This window comes from Chryseobacterium oranimense (genome assembly GCF_900129755.1).
Lineage (GTDB): Bacteria > Bacteroidota > Bacteroidia > Flavobacteriales > Weeksellaceae > Chryseobacterium > Chryseobacterium oranimense.
Window position 1 is genome coordinate 44,239 of sequence record NZ_FQWT01000003.1, and the last position, 24,992, is coordinate 69,230.

Annotated in this window: 27 protein-coding genes; 14 read left to right on the forward strand and 13 right to left on the reverse strand. The window is 38.3% G+C overall.

Going from position 1 to position 24,992, the window contains the following annotated elements:
* Window positions 1-15 precede the first annotated feature (15 nt).
* From BUB03_RS10710 to BUB03_RS21880, 7 genes are all read right to left on the reverse strand, one after another.
* On the reverse strand, window positions 16-816 hold the full coding sequence (locus BUB03_RS10710) for a phosphatase PAP2 family protein (protein ID WP_228417837.1): 801 nt from the start codon (window positions 814-816) through the stop codon (window positions 16-18).
* Between the two features lie 17 nt (window positions 817-833).
* Window positions 834-1,418, reverse strand: coding sequence for an HD domain-containing protein (locus tag BUB03_RS10715; protein WP_073062867.1), 585 nt, complete (start codon window positions 1,416-1,418; stop codon window positions 834-836).
* A 13-nt stretch (window positions 1,419-1,431) separates the two neighbouring features.
* Window positions 1,432-3,852 (reverse strand): TonB-dependent receptor, encoded by a 2,421-nt coding sequence (locus BUB03_RS10720; RefSeq protein WP_073062870.1) that lies wholly within the window; start codon window positions 3,850-3,852, stop codon window positions 1,432-1,434.
* Between the two features lie 56 nt (window positions 3,853-3,908).
* Window positions 3,909-4,661: a COG4705 family protein gene (locus BUB03_RS10725; RefSeq protein ID WP_040995060.1), complete on the reverse strand. Its 753-nt coding sequence runs from the start codon at window positions 4,659-4,661 to the stop codon at window positions 3,909-3,911.
* A 124-nt stretch (window positions 4,662-4,785) separates the two neighbouring features.
* Complete coding sequence (locus BUB03_RS10730) at window positions 4,786-6,093, reverse strand: sensor histidine kinase (RefSeq protein ID WP_228417839.1); 1,308 nt, start codon at window positions 6,091-6,093, stop codon at window positions 4,786-4,788.
* Window positions 6,078-6,755 carry a response regulator transcription factor gene (locus BUB03_RS10735; protein ID WP_040995062.1) on the reverse strand — a complete coding sequence of 226 codons (678 nt, stop codon included), beginning with the start codon at window positions 6,753-6,755 and terminating at the stop codon, window positions 6,078-6,080. The genes BUB03_RS10730 and BUB03_RS10735 overlap by 16 nt, the downstream gene beginning before the upstream one ends.
* A gap of 175 nt (window positions 6,756-6,930) precedes the next feature.
* A complete protein-coding gene (locus BUB03_RS21880; protein ID WP_040995064.1) occupies window positions 6,931-7,215 on the reverse strand; it encodes a bacteriocin-like protein in 285 nt (94 codons plus the stop codon).
* A 349-nt stretch (window positions 7,216-7,564) separates the two neighbouring features.
* Between BUB03_RS21880 and BUB03_RS10745 the strand changes: the two genes are divergently transcribed.
* The 3 genes from BUB03_RS10745 to BUB03_RS10755 all read left to right on the forward strand — a co-directional run bounded on the left by BUB03_RS10745 (window position 7,565) and on the right by BUB03_RS10755 (window position 11,954).
* Entirely contained in the window at window positions 7,565-10,456 is a 2,892-nt protein-coding gene (locus tag BUB03_RS10745) for an AsmA-like C-terminal region-containing protein (RefSeq protein WP_073062872.1), read from the forward strand.
* 84 nt (window positions 10,457-10,540) lie between these two features.
* On the forward strand, window positions 10,541-11,323 hold the full coding sequence (locus BUB03_RS10750; RefSeq protein WP_073062874.1) for an XRE family transcriptional regulator: 783 nt from the start codon (window positions 10,541-10,543) through the stop codon (window positions 11,321-11,323).
* A 19-nt stretch (window positions 11,324-11,342) separates the two neighbouring features.
* Window positions 11,343-11,954: an alpha-ketoglutarate-dependent dioxygenase AlkB family protein gene (locus BUB03_RS10755; protein WP_073062876.1), complete on the forward strand. Its 612-nt coding sequence runs from the start codon at window positions 11,343-11,345 to the stop codon at window positions 11,952-11,954.
* A 5-nt stretch (window positions 11,955-11,959) separates the two neighbouring features.
* Here the strand turns inward: BUB03_RS10755 and xth are convergent, their stop codons facing one another.
* Complete coding sequence (xth, locus tag BUB03_RS10760; RefSeq protein ID WP_073062879.1) at window positions 11,960-12,733, reverse strand: exodeoxyribonuclease III; 774 nt, start codon at window positions 12,731-12,733, stop codon at window positions 11,960-11,962.
* 169 nt (window positions 12,734-12,902) lie between these two features.
* Between xth and BUB03_RS10765 the strand changes: the two genes are divergently transcribed.
* The 4 genes from BUB03_RS10765 to BUB03_RS10780 all read left to right on the forward strand — a co-directional run bounded on the left by BUB03_RS10765 (window position 12,903) and on the right by BUB03_RS10780 (window position 14,840).
* Complete coding sequence (locus tag BUB03_RS10765; RefSeq protein WP_073062881.1) at window positions 12,903-13,130, forward strand: glutathione synthase; 228 nt, start codon at window positions 12,903-12,905, stop codon at window positions 13,128-13,130.
* A gap of 8 nt (window positions 13,131-13,138) precedes the next feature.
* On the forward strand, window positions 13,139-13,369 hold the full coding sequence (locus tag BUB03_RS10770) for a hypothetical protein (protein WP_073062884.1): 231 nt from the start codon (window positions 13,139-13,141) through the stop codon (window positions 13,367-13,369).
* Between the two features lie 162 nt (window positions 13,370-13,531).
* Window positions 13,532-14,098, forward strand: a complete 567-nt coding sequence (locus BUB03_RS10775) for a YciE/YciF ferroxidase family protein (RefSeq protein WP_040995074.1) — start codon at window positions 13,532-13,534, stop codon at window positions 14,096-14,098.
* A 133-nt stretch (window positions 14,099-14,231) separates the two neighbouring features.
* Window positions 14,232-14,840 carry a DNA-3-methyladenine glycosylase gene (locus tag BUB03_RS10780; protein ID WP_073063737.1) on the forward strand — a complete coding sequence of 203 codons (609 nt, stop codon included), beginning with the start codon at window positions 14,232-14,234 and terminating at the stop codon, window positions 14,838-14,840.
* Between the two features lie 36 nt (window positions 14,841-14,876).
* Here BUB03_RS10780 and BUB03_RS10785 read toward each other — a convergent pair whose 3' ends face one another.
* A complete protein-coding gene (locus BUB03_RS10785) occupies window positions 14,877-16,274 on the reverse strand; it encodes an alkaline phosphatase (RefSeq protein ID WP_073062887.1) in 1,398 nt (465 codons plus the stop codon).
* Between the two features lie 117 nt (window positions 16,275-16,391).
* Complete coding sequence (locus BUB03_RS10790) at window positions 16,392-16,730, reverse strand: MerC domain-containing protein (RefSeq protein WP_073062890.1); 339 nt, start codon at window positions 16,728-16,730, stop codon at window positions 16,392-16,394.
* Window positions 16,731-16,816: 86 nt separating this feature from the next.
* Here BUB03_RS10790 and BUB03_RS10795 point away from each other — a divergent pair, with 86 nt between their 5' ends.
* Both BUB03_RS10795 and BUB03_RS10800 read left to right on the forward strand, forming a co-directional pair.
* The gene (locus tag BUB03_RS10795) at window positions 16,817-17,215 is read left to right on the forward strand and encodes a Fur family transcriptional regulator (RefSeq protein WP_040995080.1); all 399 of its coding nucleotides are present in this window, start codon (window positions 16,817-16,819) and stop codon (window positions 17,213-17,215) included.
* Between the two features lie 68 nt (window positions 17,216-17,283).
* Window positions 17,284-17,829 (forward strand): hypothetical protein, encoded by a 546-nt coding sequence (locus BUB03_RS10800; RefSeq protein ID WP_139258818.1) that lies wholly within the window; start codon window positions 17,284-17,286, stop codon window positions 17,827-17,829.
* A gap of 3 nt (window positions 17,830-17,832) precedes the next feature.
* Here the strand turns inward: BUB03_RS10800 and BUB03_RS10805 are convergent, their stop codons facing one another.
* Window positions 17,833-18,297: an NUDIX hydrolase gene (locus BUB03_RS10805; RefSeq protein WP_073062893.1), complete on the reverse strand. Its 465-nt coding sequence runs from the start codon at window positions 18,295-18,297 to the stop codon at window positions 17,833-17,835.
* Window positions 18,298-18,331: 34 nt separating this feature from the next.
* Window positions 18,332-19,183 (reverse strand): AraC family transcriptional regulator, encoded by an 852-nt coding sequence (locus BUB03_RS10810; protein WP_139258819.1) that lies wholly within the window; start codon window positions 19,181-19,183, stop codon window positions 18,332-18,334.
* Window positions 19,184-19,274: 91 nt separating this feature from the next.
* On the opposite strand from BUB03_RS10810, the gene BUB03_RS10815 reads away from it, so the two are divergent.
* From BUB03_RS10815 to BUB03_RS10830, 5 genes are all read left to right on the forward strand, one after another.
* Entirely contained in the window at window positions 19,275-20,252 is a 978-nt protein-coding gene (locus BUB03_RS10815) for a polysaccharide deacetylase family protein (RefSeq protein WP_073062896.1), read from the forward strand.
* A 14-nt stretch (window positions 20,253-20,266) separates the two neighbouring features.
* Complete coding sequence (locus BUB03_RS10820) at window positions 20,267-20,659, forward strand: DoxX family protein (protein ID WP_073062898.1); 393 nt, start codon at window positions 20,267-20,269, stop codon at window positions 20,657-20,659.
* A gap of 218 nt (window positions 20,660-20,877) precedes the next feature.
* Window positions 20,878-21,045 carry a lmo0937 family membrane protein gene (locus BUB03_RS21695; protein WP_040995092.1) on the forward strand — a complete coding sequence of 56 codons (168 nt, stop codon included), beginning with the start codon at window positions 20,878-20,880 and terminating at the stop codon, window positions 21,043-21,045.
* Window positions 21,046-21,230: 185 nt separating this feature from the next.
* Window positions 21,231-22,889, forward strand: coding sequence for an FAD-binding dehydrogenase (locus BUB03_RS10825; protein WP_073062899.1), 1,659 nt, complete (start codon window positions 21,231-21,233; stop codon window positions 22,887-22,889).
* Between the two features lie 60 nt (window positions 22,890-22,949).
* On the forward strand, window positions 22,950-23,753 hold the full coding sequence (locus BUB03_RS10830; protein ID WP_073062901.1) for an SDR family oxidoreductase: 804 nt from the start codon (window positions 22,950-22,952) through the stop codon (window positions 23,751-23,753).
* Window positions 23,754-23,813: 60 nt separating this feature from the next.
* Here the strand turns inward: BUB03_RS10830 and BUB03_RS10835 are convergent, their stop codons facing one another.
* Window positions 23,814-24,806 carry an aldo/keto reductase gene (locus BUB03_RS10835; RefSeq protein WP_175547500.1) on the reverse strand — a complete coding sequence of 331 codons (993 nt, stop codon included), beginning with the start codon at window positions 24,804-24,806 and terminating at the stop codon, window positions 23,814-23,816.
* Between the last annotated feature and the right edge of the window lie 186 nt (window positions 24,807-24,992).

The window sequence follows — 24,992 nt, forward strand, 5'->3', positions numbered from 1 at the left end:
ATTTTTTGAGGTTACCTAAAAAGTTTTAACTAAGCCAATCCCTATACTTTTATCCTGATAAAAAGGCATTACCATAGTAGCTGTATTTTTGTTTTTACCACCCAGCATAGTATTGATTTTTGGGTACAGCCAATAAGCCAGTTCTGTTGAAAGAATACCAAATCCGGCTCCTGCCACCACATCTCCTACCCAATGCTTATCATTCAGCATTCTGTAGATTCCTGTAAATACAGCCAGAGAATATCCGGAGATTCCCAACAGGAAATTCGTGTCTTTATACTCCCTGAACATAAACTGCGCAGAGGCAAAAGCTATGGCTGTATGACCCGAAGGAAAAGACAGATTATTCGACTCGTCGGGCCTTTCCTCTTTTACAATATGCTTTAAAGGAATAGTAATGGCAGAGGTGATCAGCATGGATGTTCCGTAGATGATGGTTCTGTCTCTGAAATTATGTTTTCCCTCTACACCAATTGCATTCAGTCCGTATACCAAAGCTGTTGGTGCAAACTGTGTGTAGCTATCCAGCTTGATATGATCCGGTTTGTGTTCATTGATTTCATCCCTGGTAGAAAAATTCAATTTTTTTAAATCTTTTACGGTCAGGCTGGCAACTCCATAGCCAATGAATACAGTGGGAACGATTAATCTTTTATAATTAAAATTATTTTTCTCTGTGTTCAATACAATACTACTGTCCTGCTTCGGTTCCTGAACCTGAATGGTATCATTACTGCTTTGTGCAGAAAATTTTCCGCAAACTGAAGCTAAAACGAAAAGGCTAAGAATTGTTTTTTTATGGTATTTTGACATCATAATGTTAATTTGCTTTTTTATTTTTGACATTGGAGTAACTGAATATTAACATCTTTAAATTTGCTCAGGACTTTCTGCCCGTAATCTGTATAATATTGATGATGGATAAGAAAATTACAGTTTTTTGTCTGCCATTCTTCATCCGTATAAACCAGTCCCAGGTATATTTCGAATTCCCGGCGTATGGCTTTATCATATTTTGAATAATTGGCACGGGCTAAATGGTACATATCCGCATCGCACATTACTTTTTCCAGTAAAGAAGTTGGTTTTGGAGGATATTTTGTAGATTCAATGCACTTTAAAACAGCTTCAGTAAAATCTTTTTCACAACCGAAATTGTCAAGGAAAAGTTTTGCCAGTTTCTTGCTTTCATCCTCATGGCCTATGTAGGTATTTGCATATCCGCAGTCATGAAACCATGCTGAAACCTGTACGATATGCATTTCCTCTTCAGAAAGACCCGCCTGCAGACCAATTTCACATACGGCATCTACAACATCATAAGTATGCCCTATATTGTGAAAATAAAGGTCATCCGGAAGATTTTCCGAAAGAAAAAGGATCATATAATTTTTGACAGCCTCAACTAAATTATCCATGGTTATTATATTTTTAAAACTTATAGCTATACCCTAGTCTTACCACCTGAGTTTCATAATAATCATCATTCGTATATGAAAAACCATTTCCCTGAATTCTTTTCCTGATCACCATGGTATTCAGCAAATCAGTCGCATTCAGGAATAATTCTCCCTTACCGCTCTGGATGGATTTTTTTATACCCACATCCATTGAAAACCTTGAGCCTATTCTCCCCTGTGGAATAATATCCGGGGCCAGATATACCGCAGTGACTTGTGCATTCAGATCTTTAGCCAGCTTAAAAATATTATTCAGTTTTATGTTTCCTGAAATGGCTGTTTCCCGGCCTGCAGAAAAGACAGTTGGCTGCGGATAAAGATTTTCCACGGAAAATGCATTGATCTGGTTTCTATATATATTTCCATTGATATTGAAAGAATATATTTTTGAAACTTTCTGGTTCCAGATCATTTCCAACCCTGAATTATAACTTTTCCCTGCATTTTGGAATACGGCATAAATCAGTGTGCTTTCCGGAACAATACTGGAGATCCGGGTGATTGTTCCATTGGAAAAACGATGATACAGTGCCGAATACAGATATCCATTATCCCAGTTATATTTATGCCCCAGTTCAATAGAATTGGTAAACTGCGGTCTCAGTTGCGGATTTCCAACCTTTATAATTTCTGCATCATCATATTTCGGGAAGATCCTGATGTCTACCTCATTAGGGCGGTCTACCCTTCTGTTGTAAAATATGGACAGCTTGTTGTGATCGTTAAGTTTATAGGCCAGTCTCAGATTCGGAAAAGGCTGGGTATAATTATAACTGTCACTCTTGTAAGTAGGATGATTGGGGTTTACATCATATTGAACCCTCACGTATTCGAGTCTAACTCCAAGTTCGGCTTCCCATTTTTCATTTTCGAAAATATAATTTCCATACACAGCCGGGATTAATTCTTTATAAGTCGCCCAGCCGCCGGCATTGGCATCTAAAACAGAGTTGGTTCCGGGAATAAAATTCATATTGGTAGGAATACTTCTGTTTCTAAGTTTTATTCCTGTCTCGATGCGGCCATATTTTAAAGGCTTTACATAATCAACATTGAAATCATAAACCTGCTCGTCAGACAGCAGTTTGAAGGCATCTGTTCCGGTTGAATTAGGCAAATAATTATCGTAAAAATATTTTTCGTCTTCCCTGTGGAACGTATAATTAAACCCTACATTCAAAAGATGTCCTGCTTCTTTGAACTTATGCTGATAAGAAGCTGTTCCCATTACTGTAGTTTTCAGTTCATCTTCCAGAAACTGCCAGAGCCGGAGCCGCTGGGAAAAATCTCCGTTAAAAAACGGCTGATCACCACGGTCTATAATTTTTTCGCTTCCATATAATCCTGAAACTGTTAAGGTATTTTGGGCATCTATATTCCAGTCGATTCCGGCTTTTGTAGTCAGGTAATTCGTATTTCTGTTTCTTTTCAGCTGGGAATTTATGATGGTTCCGTCGTCATAGGTTCTGGTTACAAATTCATTTTTATTGAGCGTTTGTGTATATAAATCATCAGCCTGAAAGAAAACATTCACTTTATTTTTTCTGTAGTTCAAAGAAACTGACGGGTTAATTTTTGGTGTAATCGTATACTGAGGTCTAATTGTCGGAAGATTTTCCTTTCTTACCCAATAAGAACCTGTACCATAGGTAAAACCGATTTTTCCGTTCCAGCCGTTCTGTTTGTTTTTCTTCATGATAATATTAATGATTCCGGCATTTCCGTTGGCATCATATTTTGAAGAAGGATTGTTGATGATTTCAATCCTATCAATTGCTGAGGCCGGGATATTATCCAATCCTGACTGGCTTCCAAAACCTGTCAAAGCAGTTTGTTTCCCATCAATTAGAACCGTCACTTTATCATTGCCGCGAAGCTGTACTTTTCCATCCTGAACGGTAACACCAGGCAGATTCTGCATACTCTGCAAAACAGAACCTCCGCTTTGACTGATATTATCTGCAAGAGAATAGGTTTTCTTATCTAATGCATTGCTTAATTCATTTTTTTTTGAAGACGTTACAACCACTTCCTCAATTTTTGTTTCATCCCGGCTCAGAGCTGGTTCAAGTTCTATAGTCGGAATTTCCAAAAATTCAGAAAGGCTTCCAATAAAAAGAGCTTGATTATATGAATGGTATCCGGCAATAGAAATTTCAAGTTTGTAATTTCCGGGTTTTATATTGGCAACTGAAAACCTGCCCTCTTCATCGGTTATTGTTCCGGAAACAAATGCAGCCTCTTTTTCGGTTTTTACCACTATATTTACATACGGCAGGCCCGTTTTTATCATTTTGTCTTTAACAATACCGGAGATGGTTACACCTGTTACCTGTGCAAAAGACAAAACCGAAAGTGTCATTAAAAAAAATAAGAGCCTTAGCTTATCCATTGATGTAATTGTTTATTCTGCAATATTGAATAATAATTTTGAAGACATTTTGAATTTTACTGCATCAATACTTTTTCCTTTTTTTGTTTTTGATGCGAAATAACGATCATCAGAAGCAACAGGGCTAAAGAAACCAATGATGCATATAGAGTGCTTAAGCTTAATCCTCCTTTTAAAACAGGTTTGGTAAGAAAATCGCCGAAAGTGGCCCCGAATGGTCTCGTAAAAATAAAAGCAATCCAGAATAATACAACTTGATTGATATTTGTATAATAATGAAGAAGAACAACGACAAGTATAATAATACCAGTGATAACAGCTCCTGCCAAATAACTGTAACCAAGATTATCAGTCAGAAAATCCCCAAATGCTGTTCCTAGGCTATTGGAAAAAAGGATAGCACCCCAATAATAGATTTCTTTGGTTCTTTCAAAGACAGGATATATTTTGAGATTATGATATTTTTTATACCATAAAAAAAGATTTATCAAAAGCCCGCTTACCAATAATAAACTGCCGATTAGGTAGCCTGTTCCAAGAGTTCGGTCTATAAAATCAGAGATTTCTGTCCCTAATGTTGTTGTGCTCACAATGACCATCCAATAAATTATGGGAATATATTTTTTCACATTCAGTTGTATGGAAATAATAATGAGAAAAAATAAAAGAGTTACTCCTATTCCTACAGAGTAGCCCAGGTTAAGCGTCATGGAAATAAAGTCTCCCAGGGTTTCACCCAGAGTGGTTGCTGTTATTTTCATTAGCCAGAACAAGACTGTTATGCCTGCCACTTTATTGAGCATCTTCATATTTTTCGTACAAATTTCAAATGCAATTTTGTAGAAATTTAGAATTGATGTACAAGTAAAGAAAAGTAAAAACTGTTCAGAAAATAACCTATGACTGGGAAAAGAATGATAGTGATAAGAAAACTTAGAAAGTTACAGAAAAAGTATGCTGATTGTTTTCAAACTTGTAAGAAATCGTCCACTGATGAAACTTACAAATCTCATTAATAATTGCCAGTCCTAAACCGCTTCCACTGCTATCAGCAGACAATTTGGAAAACCTTTTAAATAATAAGCCATGGTCCAGCTTTTCTGTTCCTGAATTAGCGATTTCAAATGATGAATTTTCTAATTTAACTGAAATTGATCCGTTAGCCGGAGTATGGCGGATGGCATTCAGTATCAGATTGTTGATCAGGACTTCCGTTAAACTTCTGTTTCCGCATACTTTTATATCTGGCAGGATGTTTTTGCTGACCGCAATATTTTTCAGCTCAAAATGTTCCTGCAATATGCCCAGGCTTTGAAGCAATAACTCATCAAACTGAAAAACTTCAGTTTTATCAAACTGGCTGTTATCAATTTTAGCCAATAACAAAAGATTTTTATTGATTCTGGAGCTTCTTGTTAATGCCCGATGCATTTCCTCTGCAATCTGATACTGTTTTTCGGTTAGGTTTTCATTTTGGAGTAAAATATCCAGTTTGTTCTTCAGAATTGCCAAAGGAGTCTGCAATTCATGGGAGGCATTTTCAGTAAATTCTTTTTGAGTTTTAAATGCGGAAATGTTATGTTCAATCAGTTTGCTCAAAGATTGGTTCAGTTCTTCAAATTCTGTAATATCCGTTTTGCCAAATTCAATTTTGGTTTGTTTATTAAGGTTGAATGTCTTAAGCTGGTCCAGGGTGTTCCGGAATGGCAGCCAAATCGATGTTGAAAGCTTTTTATTTAAAAATAATAGTCCTACAAGAATGAGGATGAAGAAAAAAATGGTTATTAAAGCAATGGCACCCACAGTTTCCTGGGATTCTTCAATATTGGTTTCTATGGTAAAAAGAAAAGGTTTTTTGTTGATATAAACTACTTTTTTCATGCATCTGTACCGCTCTATTTCCGGTTTGGCGGCAAATATTTTTTGCTTATCAATCGTAAAAAAAGAGTCTCTTTTTAAATAATTAAACGGAACTTTTTCAATATTCGTTCCCGGCTGGATTTTGCTCCAAAGATTAATGCTTTTTTCTAATTCTGCATCAGAAAGCTTCAGGCTGTTGAATTCATAAGCCGTTTTTTCTGCTATTGTTATATTGTGATCATCCAGTTCTCCTTTCCAGATAGCATCCACTACAAAATAATATACCGGAATACTTATAACCAGGATAATCAGGACATAAATAATAAACGGCTTTGTTGTTTTGCTTAGTAACGGTTTCATAGGCTTTAATTGCTTTCCCATTTATATCCGGTTCCATATACTGTTTTAAGATAATGTTCGCATCCGGCATCGTACAGTTTTTTCTTCAGATTTTTTACATGGGCATATACAAAGTCATGATTATCCAGCATATCTGCAAAATCGCCGGAAAGATGCTCAGCCAGTGTACTTTTGGAGATTACTTTGTTTTTATTTCCAATAAAATAGATCAGCAGGTCAAATTCTTTTTTGGTAAGAATGATCGTTTTATTGTGAATGCTTACAGATTTAGCCAAAAGATCAATCTGCAATTCATTCTGCTTTATAATATTTGAATTGTTAAACTGTTTTCTGCGGATAACAGAATAAATTCTTGCCATCAGTTCGGAAAGATGAAACGGTTTGGTAAGATAGTCGTCTGCGCCCAGCTGTAAGCCTTTTATTTTATCATCCAAAGCATTTTTTGCAGAAATAATAATAACACCATCCTGTTTGTTCTGTTTTTTCAATTCTTCCAGAAGGGTAAGTCCGTTTCCGTCCGGAAGCATTATGTCGAGCAAGATACAGTCATAATTAAATGTCTCTATTTTATCCATCGCCTCACCGAATGTTCCTGCAAACTCACACAGATAGTTTTCTCCGGAAAGATATTCGGAGATACTTTTTGCCAGTTCTTTTTCGTCTTCAATGATGAGGATTTTCATGGTGCTAATTTATACATTCAATTTGGAAGAAATTTTGAATTATTGGATAAAATATATTTTACCATTCATTGATGATCTACTTGATATGTTAAAAAGTGTACAAGACTTGTCAGGCTTTGGTCTATAAAAAAACCGCTCTTTTCAGAGCGGTTCATTTCTAATTTTTATCCTTTTTTTAGCAGGTAGATCCGCATGAAAGCAACTGGATATGCACTACTCCGTTGATCACGCACTGTACATTGCACAATGTAGTGCCTACAAGCTGACCTGTAGCATTTACTGCGCCACCAACGGTATTGCCTACACCGGTTACGACACCTCCAACGATAGTGCCCACGCCGCCTACTGCTCCGGTAACTACTCCGCCCAGACCGCCGATAACACCACCGATGTTATCGAATATTCCGTTACCTGAAATTGTCTTCAACTCGTTTCTGTTCAATTTTTTTAAGTTTTTCATGATAATAAATTTTTTTTGTGATTATTACATCACTAATTTATGAATAATTATAATATGAAAGAAATATTATGATAAAAAATATTTATTAATTTACATTTAATTAACATAATGACTATTTAATGCATATATCATTATTTAAAAACTGAATTGTTTCCGTGATAAATAGCGCTACTGTAGTTTAAAACTCTGAAGAATTAAATTGATGAGAATTATTTCAGATAAAGGAGTATTCCATGTTGAAAAAGAACTGTAAACCAAGAAAATTACTTAAATGGCTTAATTTTAGATTAGAAATATTTAATTATTGTTATTAAATATGTAATGAGGATAACAATCAAAATTATGACTTATGGAAAGGTTTAAAAAAATAATTTTGAAGATTCTGAAATGGACAGGAATTTCAATAGCGTCAATTCTGTTTTTAATGTTTATTCTTCCCATTCTGTTTCCGGGAACTATTTCTCAGCAGGTAAAAATATTTGCCAACAAGCATCTTGCGGGAAAACTCGATTACAAGAAAACCCATCTTACTTTTTTCCGGCACTTCCCTTCCCTTACTGTTTCTGTGGATAACCTTGTTTTGCAGGGCTCAAAACCTTTCCAAAATGATACCTTACTTACAGCAAAAGAAGTGGCAGTAGGAATCAATCTGAAAAACCTGATCTTCAACCGTGAAGTAAAGATCGATGAAATTTATGTAACCGACGCCAATGCAAATGTTTTTGTAAACACGAAAGGAGAAGCCAATTATAACGTATATGTTTCAAAACCATCGGCAAAACCCAAAGACAGTACAGAAGCCGGAGCCTCTATAAAGCTGGATCTTATTAAATTCAAAAACTGGAATATCAGATACAACGACCATTCGGCCAGAGTTCTTGTTGATGCCAAAGGCCTGAATTATACCGGAAAAGGAGGTTTAAGTGAAGATATTTTCGACCTTCAAACCAATCTTGATATTGATAAAGTAGATTTCAGTCTGAACAGGATCTATTACGCGAAACAGAAAACCTTACATGCGGACCTGATCACAAGAATCAACACCAATGCCTTAACTTTTGTGCTGAAAAAAAATGAATTAAGAATCAACGAACTTCCTTTAAAATTCATAGGATTTATCAGTATTTTGAAAGACGGATACAATATGGATATCAAGGCGGCATCTGAAAAAACCACGATCCGGGAAATGATCTCCGTTCTGCCCCCGCAATACCTGGATTGGGCAAAAGATACCAAAATTGAAGGTAACAGTGATCTGTATTTTCACATTAAAGGCAGATTCAGTGAGCCGAAAAAAATCAAGCCGAGAGCCAAAGTCCGTCTTTTGGTTAAAAACGGCTTCGTATCCAACGGGAAGGCACCCGTTCCGATGAACAATCTTAATATGGATCTGAATATAGATCTTCCTTCGCTGGATGCCAATCAGCTGGGTGTAGATGTAAAGAAACTGAGTTTTGATCTTGGCCCGAATAATAATTTCAGGGCTTACATAAAAACCAAAGGCCTTAATGAAATGCAGGTCAATGCTGATATAAAAGGAGCTGTAGACCTTCAGACACTTGATCAGGCACTAGGCTTGAAAGATATTGATATTCGCGGGCTGATGGATACCAATATTAAAGCCAATGGCATATTCAGCCTGGATAAAAAATTATTTCCGAAAACGAATGGGTACCTTCATCTTAAAAATGGGCTGGTTAAAACAAAATATTATCCCAACCCTATTCAAAACATCAATTTGATCGCCAATATTGTAAATACTGATGGTACTTTCAGGAGTTTGGGCGTTAAACTGGATCCTTTCAGCTTCGATTTTGAAGGAAACCCTGTCTTTGTAAATGCCGACCTGCAGGATTTTGAAGATCTTTTGTATAAAGTCCGGGCAAAAGGTGTTTTAAACGTAGGAAGAATTTATAAAGTCTTTGCCAAAAAAGGATTCGATATCAGTGGATTGATTATGGCAGATCTTTCCCTAAACGGAAGACAGAGTTATGCCACTACCGGCCAGTATAGCAAGCTCGATAACAAAGGAACTCTGATTTTGAAAAACATCAAAGCCACCACAGAATACCTTCCGAAATCATTTTTCATCCGGGAAGGAAACTTCAGGTTTGAGAACGAAAAAATGTGGTTCAGAAAATTTTTGGCCACCTATGGAAAATCTGATTTTGCCTTAAATGGCTACCTCCTGAATACCATCAACTATTTTATTGAAAGAAAAGGAACTCTGCATGGAAAATTCGGGCTGAACTCCAATTATATCCTGATTGATGAATTCATGGCGCTAAAAAACGGCGATAATACAGATAAATCCATTGAAGTGGAATATGCAAAAGTAGAAAACCCGAAAAGCAGCGGTGTCGTCATTATTCCGAAAAACCTTGATGTTTCTCTGGAAGTCAATACAAAAAAAGTTGAATTCAAAGGATTAATGCTCAATCATCTTAAAGGAAATGCCTCCGTGAATACCGGCGAAGTTTATCTTAAAAACACTTCATTTGATATCATCGGAAGCCGTATGAATATAGATGCCCGCTATCAGGATGAATCTCCCCTGACGGCTAATTATGATGTATCCCTTAAAGTTCAGGATTTTGATGTACAGAGGGCATATAAAGAAATTGATATGGTCCGGGAAATGGTAACTGCAGCAAAGAATGTAAAAGGAATCGTTTCACTCAATTACAAGCTGAAAGGTGATTTTGATAAGAATATGAGCCCTATTTATCCGTCTCTGGAAGGTGGAGGAATTGTTAACCTCCGGGATGTGGAAGTAAAAAATTTAAAAATGCTTTCTGCCGTAGGCGATAATCTTGGGGCCAAAGCCTTTGATAATCCGGATATGAAAGGCGTAAATATTGAGACCCACATCAAGAATAACCTGATCCATGTAGATAAATTCACTTTTAAAGTCTCTGTTTTGAGACCTTCAATAAGCGGAACAACAAGCTTCAACGGATTGCTGGACTTAAGGGTAAGAGTCGGGCTGCCTCCGGGTGGGTGGATTGGTTTTCCTATTGTGGTCACCGGAACCCACGCCAAGCCGAAAATTAAAATCTTCAGTAAAACCGGTCAGGGAATCATCGATGCTTTATACAATAAAAAATCCAATAAAGTGATCCGTGAAGAAAGACGTGCTGAAAAGAAAACAAGGCGCCAGCAGCGAAAAGAAAAAGAAGCCCAGGAGCAGAAAGCCAAAAATGCAGAAAACCGCATCAATAAAGAGCTTAAAGAGAAGTAATTAGATAAAATGCCGGGTTTTATCTTATAAATCAGAGGTATTTTTTAATCAGAATTTGTATTTTTGTTGATATATTTTGTATCAATGTCAATTTTCTCAAATAATATTCGCTTTTTAAGAGATAAAAGAAGCCTCTCCCAGCAATCCGTAGCCAATGAGCTTGCTATTTCCCGTGTACGGTATTCCAAATACGAAAACGGAGTATCCGAGCCGCCTATCGGGCTGCTTGTAAAAATAGCCAAATACTTCCATGTAAGTATTGATCTGCTGGTTTCTGTAGATATCTGCAAATATCCGGTGGAAGATATGCTGAAGCTTCCGGATAACAGGATCGTACTGCCGGTAGCCGTAGATGACCTGGGAAATGATACGATAGAAATTATTCCGCAGAAAGCATCAATGGGATACCTGGAAGGATACAGTGACGTTGGGTATATAGAAAGCCTTCAGAGGATAGCACTGCCATTCCTCACTAACGGTAAATACAGGGCATTCCCGGCAGACGGAGATTCTATGCCGCCGTTTAGAGATGGTTCTTATATTGTAGGAAAATATGTAGAGGGAGTAGATGAGCTTAAACCAGGAAAAACTTACGTTTTCATCACTTTAAATGACGGAATTACCTATAAGCGTTTTAAAGAAAGAAAAGGAAACAGCATTTGTGTAAGTGCAGACAATTCATTCTACGAGCCGTACGATATTCCTTTCGAAGAAATTGTTGAGATCTGGCAGTATGCATCAGGGATTTTCCCTGAAGATTTTGAGCCCGGAGATTATGATAATTATAATTTTAAAGAAATGTTTCGGGAACTGAAACAGGATATCAAGCAGCTGGATAAAAAATTGTCCGTCCGCCGTAAATCTTAAAAATATAAAGCGTAAAGGTATGGACCAGCTAAGTTTATTTAATGCAGACGAATACTTCCGGTTTCCGGAAGAGCTGCTTGAATATACACCGCATTTCCTGCCTGCACACGAAGCTTCTGAGCTTGAAGGGTTCCTTCTTCGCACCGTTCCCTGGAAACAGAGAACCCAGAAAATGTATGATAAAACAGTTCTGACACCCCGGCTGACTGCATGGTACGGAGATGAAACCAAAACATACAGGCTGGGAGGAAACTCCTTCAATGTCAATCCGTGGCTGCCGGAATTGTTAGCTTTGAAGCAGCAGATAGAAAAATCATCCGGCTATCAGTTTAATTCCGTATTACTGAATTTATACCGTAACGGAAACGATTCCGTAGCCTGGCACCGTGATAAGGAAAGTGAACTGGGAAACCGCCCTGTAATTGCTTCAGTAAGCCTTGGACAGGTAAGGAATTTTGATTTCCGGAAAACAGATCAGCATCAGAACAGGTACAGCCTGCCGCTTCAGCATGGTTCATTGCTGATTATGAAAGGAGATTTGCAGGAACATTGGGAACACCGCATTGCCAAATCTGTCAAAACGATGAAACCACGGATCAACCTTACTTTCCGGATGGTTCATGAAATATAAGTGTTTTACTTTTCCAGTTGAATCCATACAGGAGCATGGTCACTGCTTTTCGTCCAGCCGCGGACATGCTTGTCAACTCCGCCCGATTGCAAACTAGAATGAAGATACGGACTTAAAAGAATATGATCCAGCCTTATCCCTGCATTCCGGTCATAGGCTTTATACAGGTAATCCCAGAACGTATAGATCGTTTCATCGGGATACAGGGTCCGTATAGAATCAAGCCAGCCTTTACTCAACAAATCTTTGTATGCTTTTCTGACTTCTGTCCTGAATAATGCATCATTTTCCCAACGTTCAGGCTTATAAACATCTTTTGCTTCAGGAATAATATTAAAATCCCCGATGAGAATCGCAGGGAGTTCCATTTTAATAAGCTGATTCGTCCGTTTTTTCAAACGTTTGATCCATTCCAGTTTATAATCAAACTTAGGTCCCGGATAAGGATTTCCGTTGGGGAGATAAAGACAGCATATAACCATCTGGCCAATAATAGCTTCCAGATACCGGCTCTGAACATCTTCAGGATCTCCGGGTAAACTTCGCTGAACTTCTGTAATTTCCAGACCTTTGGCAAGAATAGCTACTCCATTCCAGCTTTTCTGTCCATGCCATAGAGCTTCATATCCTGCCGCGTTGATTTCTTTTAAAGGGAAACGTTCCTGCGGAGCTTTTAACTCCTGAAGGCAGACGATATCCGGCTGTGCTTCTTCCAGCCATTGCAGCAAAACCGGTAACCGGCCGTTGATTCCGTTCACATTATATGTTGCTATTTTCATGTTGGGTTGATTTAAGACCTCTATTAATTTCACTAAGGCAATAACTATTCCATCATACTGACCATCAATATAGTATTGTGAAAATAAAAAGCATATTTTTAAATTAAAATGAAATTCAGGTTTATATTGGCATAATTTCTTCATTATTCTAAAAATAAAACCTTATCCCATGTTAAATAGAAATTTTACAAAAGCGGAATTCATATTGAATAATGAAAATCAGTATCAGTTAGAATTTAGCATAAAGGAAATCGGCCAGGGATCGAATCTCACGGTTGAAAGAAAAAATGAAAACGGCGAGTATGAAACCATTCAGGCCATGATTACCAGGCTGAACGACCAGATTTTTATAAAATGGAGTGAACCTTTCGACGGCAGATTAATTTTCGAAAAATAAAATATCTTATGAAATACACCGAAGCATTAGAATATAAAAAAGAAGCTGTAAAAAAAGCGGATGAATCCGTAATTCAGAATTATCATATTATTATTACACCGGCTGATACTGGAGAAAGTGCAAAATATGTCGAAGATTTTTCGAAGAATCCAGATCAGTTTAATGACAGCAGCTGTAAACAATACAGCTCAACTGATGACTATGAAGTGGTAAGTTTCAGGAAAGAGCCGGAAGATTAACGGTTCTTCTACCCTTTCCAGGCAACTATTTTCTTCATGGAAAATAATCTTCAGAATATATAGTTCCCTTGTTCGCAGCTACCACACGAATACCCGGAATTGCAGGCTGGTCCTATAATTGCAACTATCAGATAACAAAATCAACACTAAATTATAATTATTATGGAAACTAAAAAAACAGCAAGAAAAACAACGTCGAAAACTACAGCGAAAAAAACAGCAAAGACGCCTGCTAAAAAAGATGCAGCCAAACAATTGAAAGATCTGTTTGAGGATTCGCTGAAAGACATCTATTGGGCAGAAAAAGCTCTTGTAAAAGCACTTCCTAAAATGCATAAAAATGCTACAGACAAAAAGCTGAAAACGGCTATTGAACAGCATCTTAATGAAACGGAAATCCATGTGAAAAGACTTGAAGAATGCTTCGCTTCTCTCGGAAAAAAAGCCCAGGCTAAAAAATGTGATGCCATGCAGGGATTGCTGGATGAAGGAAAAAGCATCATGGAAGAAACGGAAGCCGGACCCGTAAGAGATGCAGGGATCATTGCTGCAGCACAAAAAGTGGAACATTACGAAATTGCTACTTATGGCTCACTTGCCGCATATGCCAAAGTTCTTAAAGAGAAAGACTGCTTAAAGAACCTTCTAGCGACTCTCAATGAAGAAAAAAAATGCGATCAGCTGTTAACTAAAATTGCCGATACTGCTCTTAACAGCAAGGCTAAATAATCATTACAGCAGTACATAAAGAGCCCTGTCAAAGGGCTTTTTTTATGCATATAATTCCGGATGCCAGCACTGATATATTGATTTATAAAAGCTGATGTTTACCTTTGCAGTAACTTTAAGTATGATCAAAAAAATGAAATTAAAGCTTCCCCTTTCCTATTATCTCAACCAGGACGTCATTTTTCTGGCTAAAGACCTTCTGGGGAAAGTACTTTTTACCGAAATTGACGGAGATGTCACGGCTGGCATCATCGTGGAAACCGAAGCCTACTTCGGGGTATTGGATAAAGCTTCCCATGCTTACGGAGGCCGCCGTACCAGCCGTACAGAAACATTATACCATCCTGGCGGTGTTTCCTATGTTTACTTATGTTATGGGATCCATCATCTTTTTAATATCGTAAGCTCCGTTGAAGACGAGCCGCATGCTGTATTGGTGAGAGCTGTAGAACCTTTAATCGGGTCTGATATTATGGAGCTGAGACGAAATATGCCTGCCTCCAGGCCTGCTATTTCATCAGGACCGGGCTCGGCAGCTAAGGCTTTAGGTATTGACCGTTCTTTCAATAAAAAAGATTTGACTGAACATGAAATATGGATTGAAGATCACGGCATCAGATACGCTGCTGATAGCATTGTAGCCGGCCCAAGAATCGGGGTGGCTTATGCCGAGGAAGATGCCTTGCTGCCATGGCGTTTTTATGTAAAAGGAAATAAGTATGTAAGCAAACCAAGATCCTGATCATTCCTGTTTTTGATTCATTTAAAGTTTACTAATTTATATTTGTCCCGCTTTCAGCATCAGATAATGCAGGTCTGTATTTTTAATAAAAGGCGGTAAAAGCTCTCTCCCCGGGCCGTACACTGCTACTTCCACATAATCCCCGGAATGGTCCATGCTGATCCAGCCGACAGAATTATGTTTTTTTTGAATTTCCGAATACGCTTTAAAAGGAAGTTTCTTATAGTTGTAAATTCCTCCTTCCTGTCTTTCAAGTCCTGAATAAAAGCTGAGCAAATGTTTCGCTTCATCATCAGCAAGACTTATTGTGTTGGTCTCATAGATCCAGTCTTTTATCTGCTGAAGATTAAAATCAGAATGAATGGCATTCAGGATGTATTCGTTTGTAAATTTATAATTGGAAATGCTGTTAAAATTCTGGGTAGCATCAGGACCGTAAATCGTTCCCGGATTGGCATTACCATGATCTGTGGTGATTATTACCAGCGTATTCTGGTCTTTTTCTGCAAAATCAATTACCGTTTTTATCGCTTCATCAAAAGCAAGCTGGTCATGGATTAAAGCTGAAATATCATTGGCATGGGCTGCCCAGTCAACTTTTCCGCCTTCGATCTGTAAAACAAAGCCTTCTTTATGATCTTTCATCTGGTCAATTGCAGTTTGAGCCATTTCAGCAAGGGATGGGGTTTGCTGCAGCTCAGGAATATTTTTTCTGTCGATGGAATATGGTAAAGCTCCGGAATTGAATATTCCTAAAACTTTCTTACCCTTTTCTGCTTTATTAAGATCAGCTTTACTTTTAAGGATCTGGTAGCCTTTCTGTTGGCATAGACTATAAACATCCTTCTTATCTTTTCTTTTTAAAGGATTAAAAAATTCATCTCCGCCGCCCATCATCACGTCAAAACCTATTTCAGCATACATTTCGGCTATTTCATTTTCTGCATTTCTGCTGTCGGAATTAACGCAAAAACCTGCAGGAGTGGCATGGGTAATGGTTACTGTTGTTACGCAGCCTGTTTTTTTTCCTGCTTTTTTAAATTTTTGCCAGACCGGGATATGCTTTTCTCCGTTGGCTCCGATATTAAGAACACCATTCCTTACCCGATAGCCTCCCCCAAAAGACGAACTGGCTGCAGCAGAATCGGTAACAATAGAACTTGCAGAAGCAGTATCCATCAATGCCCTGGAAACTTTGTTTTCAAGATACAGGCTCATCCAGTTTCCGTTCTTGCCCAGGATATTCTGAGAATACAGATTGGCCATGGCAAGGGTTCCGGAACTCATTCCATCACTGATCATGAAAATAATATTTTTTGCCTTGTTTTTAGGATCGGGAATTTCTTTTACTCCATTGGCAAAAAAGTCAACCGGATTTAGGGTGAATAGGCCGGACAGTAATGCTGAACCTTTTAAAAACTTACGTCTGTTCATCTTGGTAAAATTTCGTATGGCAAGTTAGAGGGTAATTTCAATTAAAGAAACAATGTTGCATTAATTAATTGTGAATTTTCATTTAAATATATCATCTGCTAATTCTTACAGGAATTACTAATGCTTGTGATTCCTGAAATTTATGATATGGCCTGTAATTAATCCTGCTGCGCCTGCATAAATCAATGGAATATGAAATTCAAAAATCAGGTCCGTCAAGACGGAAACAGCAATCAGGGCAATGGAAATCCAGAAAAGAAATTTCAGTCGGTTCCAGGGCATATTTTTAGTAATTCTGTAGACCACTACGGCACCAATAATAAGAAAAGTGAGATCAATAAACGGATTGTGGGATATTCCCAAAGGAATGATCATCAGAAGCGGAAAAGCAATACAGTGAATAAGACACAGAACTGCTGCGGAAATACCTACAGCATCAAGAATTTTTGATTTCATAAAGATCGGGATTTAAATTTCTTATTGTAACTTTGTTGCAAAAGTATAGATAAAATTTTAATTAAAGCAACTTTGTTGCATTAAAAATGAAACAGATCAGAAATACTCAGGCTAAAACTGAAATTTTAAATGTCATTAACCATTCTGACGTAGCACTCTCCCAACCCGACATTCAGAAAAAACTGGGCAATCTTTGCAACAGGGTGACCATTTACAGAGTTTTGGAAAGACTTGAAAATGAAGGACTCATCCATAAAATTGTCAACATAGACGGAGTTGTGAATTTCGCCAGATGCAGCGGGAAATGCAGTACGGAAAAACATGCGCACAATCATATTCACTTTAACTGCAAAGAATGTCATTCCGTAACGTGTATTGAAAATGCAGTTCCTGATATCAGCCTGCCTCCCGGCTTTACAGCACAGGAATACAATTTTATAGTGAGCGGAATATGTCCGAAATGTTCCGGAGCTAAAGAATTATAATGTTGCCTGCTATCCGGACCTCTAAAACCTTCAGCATCAGCATTCCTGTATCTGAATCAGATTAATGTTTGGAAAAGCAAATAAAAGTACTATTTTTATTTTCAGAAAAGAAAACACCCATTATGCCGACTGAAGCTTCCCACAAGCTGATTCCGATGACAGATTTTGTTATTGAGTATTACTCTAACGAAGGATATGCCGACCTTCAGACTTTGCGTCTGATGAAAAACTATGCCAATCTTCTAAGAAAACCTTTGACTCTTGGAATGTTTGTTCCTGTAGATCCGCAAGGAAATGTATTGAAAGAACCTAAAAATTACACCTCCTGGAAATCTCTTGATCATAATAACGTAAAAAGAAATGATACAGCCGGATTTGAGGAATATACAGAATATCAGAAAGCTGAAAAGAACTGCCTGTTTGAAGGTTTCACCATTGCCTACAACGGATATTCGGTGGTAAGGATTGTAGCTTCCTATGACCAGTCTATAGAAATCTCTTTTAATAAAAATGACCTGCTGTCAACGGCTTTTAACGATATTGAATCCCTGACTGTTTTCGATGACATTTATCTTACGGCAAATGCTCTAAAATCTATCGGGATTAAAAAGTAAATTTTATTCCTGCGTATTCACTAATTCTTCCAGTTCTGTGATGAAGGCGGCCTGTGCCGGATTGATTCTTTTTTGAGCTTCTTCAGATTCAAACCATTCCCATTGATCTACCTCAGGAATTTCGATCATTTTTGAAGACCTTGGAGGCCATTCTATCCGTAATGTATTGCTGTAAAGCCCGGATAATTCAATGTCACCCTCCATAGCCCAGGCATAAACAGTTTTGCCGCCTTTCTGCTTAACCGGTGTGAGCGCTGTGAATTTTCCTTTGATCACTTGGCCGGTTTCCTCCTTAAATTCAGTTAAAGCCCGGTCCAGAGGATCCTCATCAGGCTGCACCTCTCCTTTCGGGACAGACCATGCGCCTGTATCTTTATTTTTCCAGAAAGGTCCGCCCGGGTGAACCAGAAAATAATACAGTTTATTTTTCTCTCTTTTAAACAATAAAATGCCGGCGCTTGTTTTCATAACCTTAAGATAAGGCTTTAAGAATAATAATCGATCATGTGGTTAATTTTTTTTTCCTGAATGCTGATGGCGTCATATTTTTATAGCTCCGGAAGATCTTATTAAAATGGCTGGCATCATTAAATCCAAGTCGATCCGAAATTTCATTGATATGATAATTACTCTGTTTCAAAAGTTTTTCAGCAGCCTTAATTTTCTGATGCATCACATGCTGCTGTATGGAAAATCCTGTCTGTTTTTTAATGTAAATGCTGATGTAATTCCGGGAAAGCATGAATTCTTTCGCAAGGTTTTCAAGCTTCATTTTATCGGCATCCATTGCATTTACATTAATATAATAAAGGATTTTTTCTGCCGGGCTGATCTCTTTCGATACCCGTTCCATGCCTCCGCTGTTCATTGTATTTCTGATCAGGATAGTAATCATTGCAGAAAAAAGATCTGATGCTGTTTCTTTATTGTAAAGACTTTTATTGCTGAATTCATAAAGAAGAATACTGGCAAGCTGCAACATATGTTCCCTGTCTGCTTTGTTTCTTATGGCTGATTCATAAACCAAAGAGCTGTCTTCCATCATGAGGCGGATTACTTTATTAAGCTCGCTTTTCTTATCAGTATGAAGACTTTCCCAGATATAATTGTCTGTGAATTTGATATAAATGAACTTAGTTTTACTTTTTATAGAAAATTCATGAGCATCGCTGGGTCTCAGCAGAAAGACATCCCCTTTCTGATAGGTAAAAGTAACACCATTCAGGTGATGAGTGCCTTTTCCGCTTGCAATGACAATCAGCTCATAAAAATTGTGATTATGGTATTCTATATCCCAGATTTCCTTTTCAATACTGAAAACATTAAAAGAACTGAAGTTAACAATACGCTTCATGAATGAATGGATTTTTACAAATTTAGCATAAATTTTTACAACATAAACCCACCGGTTATTGATCAATTTTGCAGAACAAAAACTTTTTAAAATGAAACATTTAAAACAATCTGCCTTCCTGATCGCATCCGTAATGATGCTGGCTTCCTGTATCGATAAGAATAGGAAAGGCACCCATGAACAATCTGAAAAGACAGAATCAATATCCAAAAAATACTGGCCCAACGGCGCCCGCCTGGTTATCTCAGTATCCATGCAGTTTGAAACCGGAGGCCAGCCCGAAGGAGCAGAAAGCCCTTTCAGTGGAACTCCCCTTCCTAAAGGGCAGCCGGATCTTGCTGCAGAAAGCTGGTATCGTTATGGAGCAAACGAGGGAATTTACCGTATGCTGGATCTGTGGAAAAAATATAATATAAAAGTAACCTCCCATGTTGTAGGTACTGCTGCCGAAAAATATCCGGAAATTGCCAGGGCCATTGCCAATGGAGGCCATGAAATAGCAGCTCATGGCCTTGCGTGGGACAACCAGTGGAATAAAAACTATACGGATGAGCTGCATTTTGTAAAAGACGGTGTGGACGCAGTGGAAAAAATTACTGGACAGAAAGCTTTGGGCTACAACTGCAACTGGCTCAGAAGAAGCCCTAATACTTTAAAGGTCCTGCAGGAGCTGGGTTTCCTTTATCATATAGATGATCTCAGTCACGATGAACCTGTCATTACCAAAGTCAATGGCAAAAATTTTGTTGTAATTCCTTATACCCTCAGAAATAACGATATTGTGAATATTGAAGGCAAACACTGGAGCCCGGATCAGTTTCTTACCCAGCTGAAGTTTGAGTTTGACCGTTTGTATGAAGAAGGAGCTTCCAAAAGAAGAATGATGAGCATCAGTTTCCATGACAGGATTGGCGGTACTCCGGCAATGGTTCATGCTATGGAAGAATTTATCAGATATACTAAAGAAAGGCAGGGAGTCGTTTTTATGCGTAAAGATGATATTGCAAAAATGGTGATGAATGATCCTGCAACCCCAGTAGATAACAGCGAAGAAAAATATAATAACTAAAAAAAATAAATAGTATGAATAAAAATATAGCTTATGCCCTTTTGCGTATATCCATGGGAGTAAATCTTCTGGGACATGGTCTTGCCCGAATTCCCAAACTTTCCGTTTTTGCTCAGGGAATGGAAAAAGGTTTTGAAAAAAGCTGGCTTCCGCAACCTTTTGTACACTTATTTAGCACAACTCTCCCATTTTTGGAATTCATAATTGGCGGTCTCCTTATTATCGGCTTTAAAACCCGTTTGGCAAACATGGCGGGCGCCGCACTTATTATCATGCTTCTTTTTGGAAGCAGTACCGTTGAAGACTGGGAAGCAATGGGAATACAAATGATCTATGCCCTTTTCTTTTACATCCTGATCAGTAAAATAGAAGATAACTGCTTTGCACTGGACCGGAAAACCTCTTAGAAAGGAGGATTTAAAATCTTTAGATGTGTTAATTTTATTTCGGCTTTAATACACTGTAAATAAGTATGTTATTAATCTGAATAATCCTTTCATTGACTGAATTTATTCCTGCTGTAAATATAGTATAGATACCACATTTTAAATATTATTGGAAATTTTATTACATAAAGGCACAGAATGTGTATTAAATGAGGAAATAACATTAAAAATTTAAAGTCATGAGAAATTTATTATGGTTAGTCGCTGTCATTTGTATTATTGTTTGGCTTCTTGGAATGTTAGGTGTTGTACCGGGAATCAGTACCGGTTACTTAGTGCACGTACTATTGGTAATTGCCATTATTGTGATCCTTTACAATATCATTACCGGTAAAAGACCTCTCTGATAAAAAATCGAAACTTGCTTACATAAAAACAGGTCAGGAATACTTTTTCTGACCTGTTTTTTTATGAGGTCATATCCTGCCAGAGCCAAAATACGGTGCATTAATTTTTCAACATGCGGATATGAAATATTTTATATATTTATTATAGGAAATAAAATTCAGTAAAACAAAAGCAAATCAATACCATGGAAGAACAATTCCAGCCTGATGCTATCATTGTGGGAGCAGGATTAGCAGGACTTACCGCTGCTATGGAAATTACCAATGCAGGAAAAAAAGTACTCCTCCTTGATCAGGAAACGGAACAGAATATAGGAGGCCAGGCATTCTGGTCATTTGGCGGCCTGTTTCTGATTAATTCTCCCCAGCAACGCAAAATGGGAATTAGGGATTCTTATGAGCTGGCTCTTCAGGATTGGAAAGGTACAGCAGGTTTTGACCGTAAAGAAGATTACTGGCCCAGAAAATGGGCCGAAGCTTATCTGAAATTCGCAGCTTATGAAAAATATGCCTATGTGTCTAAGCTGGGAATTAAATTTATGTTCATGGTTGGATGGGCGGAACGTGGTGACGGGTCAGCAACCGGTCATGGAAACTCTGTACCGCGCTTCCACGTAAGCTGGGGTACCGGAACCGGAGTCGTAAAGCCATTTGTAGATAAGGCCTACCAAGCAAAAGAGAACGGGCTTTTACAGATGAAATTCAGGCACAGGGTAACTGAGCTGATCATAGAAAACGGCAGAATCAAAGGTCTCAAAGGTGATATCCTTGAGAATGACGATAAAGAAAGAGGTGCTGAAACCAACAGGAACGTCACAGCACAGTTTGAATACCATGCTTCACACATCATCATTGCATCCGGCGGCATAGGAGCCAACCATGAGTTGGTAAGAAAAAACTGGCCGGAAAGATTAGGAAAAGCTCCGGAAAATATGGTGTGCGGTGTACCTGCCTATGTAGATGGAAAAATGATCGGTATTGCTGAAAATTCAGGAGCCCATATCATCAATCCGGACAGGATGTGGCACTACACGGAAGGAATACAGAACTGGAACCCGATATGGCCGAAACACGGCATCAGAATACTGCCCGGTCCCTCTTCTTTATGGTTCGATGCAAAGGGAAACCGCCTACCAGCTCCTTTCTTGCCAGGATTTGATACTTTGGGAACCCTCAAGCATATACAGGATACAGGATTTTCTTATTCGTGGTTTATTTTGACCCAGAAAATCATTAAAAAAGAATTTGCCCTTTCCGGATCAGAACAAAACCCGGATATCACCAATAAGGACTATCCCCTTTTTCTGAAGAGAATTTTTGGTAAAAAAGCACCGGGACCTGTAGAAGCATTTAAAGAACATGGAAAAGATTTTATTGTTTCGGATGACCTGAAAGACTTGGTGGAAAGAATGAATGAACTCTCGGGTGCCCGCCATTTGAGTTACGATAAAATAAAGGAACAGATAGAAGCCAGGGACCGTGAACTGGACCATAAGTATTCAAAAGATACACAGGTAAATTATATCAGGAATACAAGGAATTATCTGGGAGATAAATTAGGCCGTGTTGCGGCTCCGCATAAAATATTGGATCCTAAAAACGGACCTTTAATCGCTGTACGGCTTCATATTCTTACCCGGAAAACATTGGGAGGTATCAAAACCAACCTTAACGGACAGGTACTGAGGGAAGACGATACTGTAATTGACGGACTGTATGCAGCAGGAGAAGCCGCAGGCTTCGGAGGTGGCGGAATGCATGGCTACCGTGCGCTGGAAGGAACCTTTCTTGGAGGATGTATCTTTTCCGGAATGAAAGCAGGAAAATACATAGCGGAACTTTAAACGTCAATAGTAAACAAATGATGAATGTAAAAGTTTAAAATAAACACTAAAAAAGCAAAGATGAAAAGTTATTTCAATGATAAAGTAGTTTGGATTACAGGAGCGTCCTCAGGAATCGGAGAAGCCTTGGTTAATGAACTGGCGATGAAAAGCACGGCAAAAATTATTCTTTCATCAAGAAATAAAGACCAGCTGGATGCGGTTGCTCAAAAAGCAGGTCTTGAATCTGGCCGTTTCACTGTACTACCTTTGGACCTGGAAGATTATAAAAAGATGCCGGATATTGTATCAGAAGCTGTAGACAGATTTGGGAAAATAGATATTCTGATCAATAATGCCGGGCTTTCCCAGCGTTCCCTGGCTATGGAAACCGATATAGAAGTGGATAAGCGTTTAATAGATATTGATTTTATAGGAACAGTAGCCCTTACCAAATCCGTCCTTCCCTACATGATCAGAAACGGTGGCGGACATATTGCCGTAGTTTCCAGCCTGATGGGAATTTTCGGGGCACCTATGAGAAGCAGTTACGCCGCTGCAAAACATGCACTCCACGGGTTTTTCGACAGCCTGCGTGCCGAATTGTATACAAAGAATATTACAGTGACAATCATTTGTCCCGGATTTGTACAGACCAATATTTCCATCAATGCAGTTACCGGTAATGGCTCATTGCAGGGAACTATGGATGATGCCACTAAGAAAGGGATGCCTGCTGATGTTTTCGCCCGGAAAATGCTTTCAGCTATAGGAAAAAAGAAAAATCAGGCTTCTATAGGCGGACAGGAAGTGATGGGAGCTTATCTTAAAAGATTCTTTCCTGACCTTTTGGCTAAGATTGTACGTAAAGCAAAAGTAGTTTAGTTAAAAATACAAAACCTCCCGTCATGAGAGGTTTTTATATTTTGAAAAAGCTTTAAAATTTTATGATCCGGGCACCTGTGCCTTTTCATAAATAAGTCCTTCAGATTTTAGTTCATTCCAGAAATCTGCAGGAATCTCAGCATTAAGCCCTTCCAGATTATCTTTAACCTGTTCCGGTTTGCTGGCTCCGGGAATTATAGATGCAAACTCATCCGATGCCAGTACAAAATGCAGGGCAGCATGTACAATATCTGTATTATACTTTCTGGCAATATCTTTTATGGCAGCTCGTTTTTCAGCCATGCCTTTTGGAATTACATCTTTATAATTGTATCGTTCTCTTCCGGCAATATACCCTGAATTGTACCCTGCACCGGAAACCAGCTTTACTCCTGCTTTTTTTACAGCGGGCAGAAGCCTGTCCACCGCATCTTCATGCTCAAGAATCGAATATTGGGTGGCAGAAAGGCAGATATCCGGGTCTGCGGAATCTATACAGTCGAGAATAGGTTCAATTTTATTTACTCCCATCCCCCATGCTTTGATGACCCCCTGGTCACGCAGTTCGGAAAGAACTTTAAATGCTCCTTTTCTTGCCTGTTCCAGAAAATATGGATACCGGTCTCCTACCTGATCTTCGGAAAGGTCATGAACATAAACAATGTCGATATGGCTTAGTCCTGTTCGCTCTAAACTGCTTTCAATCGATTTTTTGATGGCGTCTGCAGTATAATCGTGTTTAAAATCATAGTTCAATGGTTTTTTCCACATGGTAGGGGGAACTTCTGATTCCGGAACTTCATGAAACAGTCTTCCTACCTTAGTGGAAAATACAAATTCATTTCTGTCCTTATCCTTTAGAAAATGCCCGAATCTTCTTTCACTTTTGGTGAGGCCATACCACGGTGAAGTATCATAATAACGAATCCCCAGATCCCATGCGGTTTGAAGTATTTGGTAAGATTCTTCATCACTGATATTTTCAAAGGCGGTTCCTATAGCTACTCCACCAATTCCTAACCTGTGCTTTTCTGTTAAAATGTCTGTTTTCATATTGAGAATATTTAAGTGTTGGGTATAAGCAGATACAAACATCGTGCAGACTATCCCTTAAAAAACTGCGAAACATATTTATATTATGTTAAATGTTTGTCACAGAGTCCATTTGGTCTTGTTCTTGAATGAAAAACAATAGATTGACGCATTAAACTGAACGGATTTAATAGCCTGAATCACTTA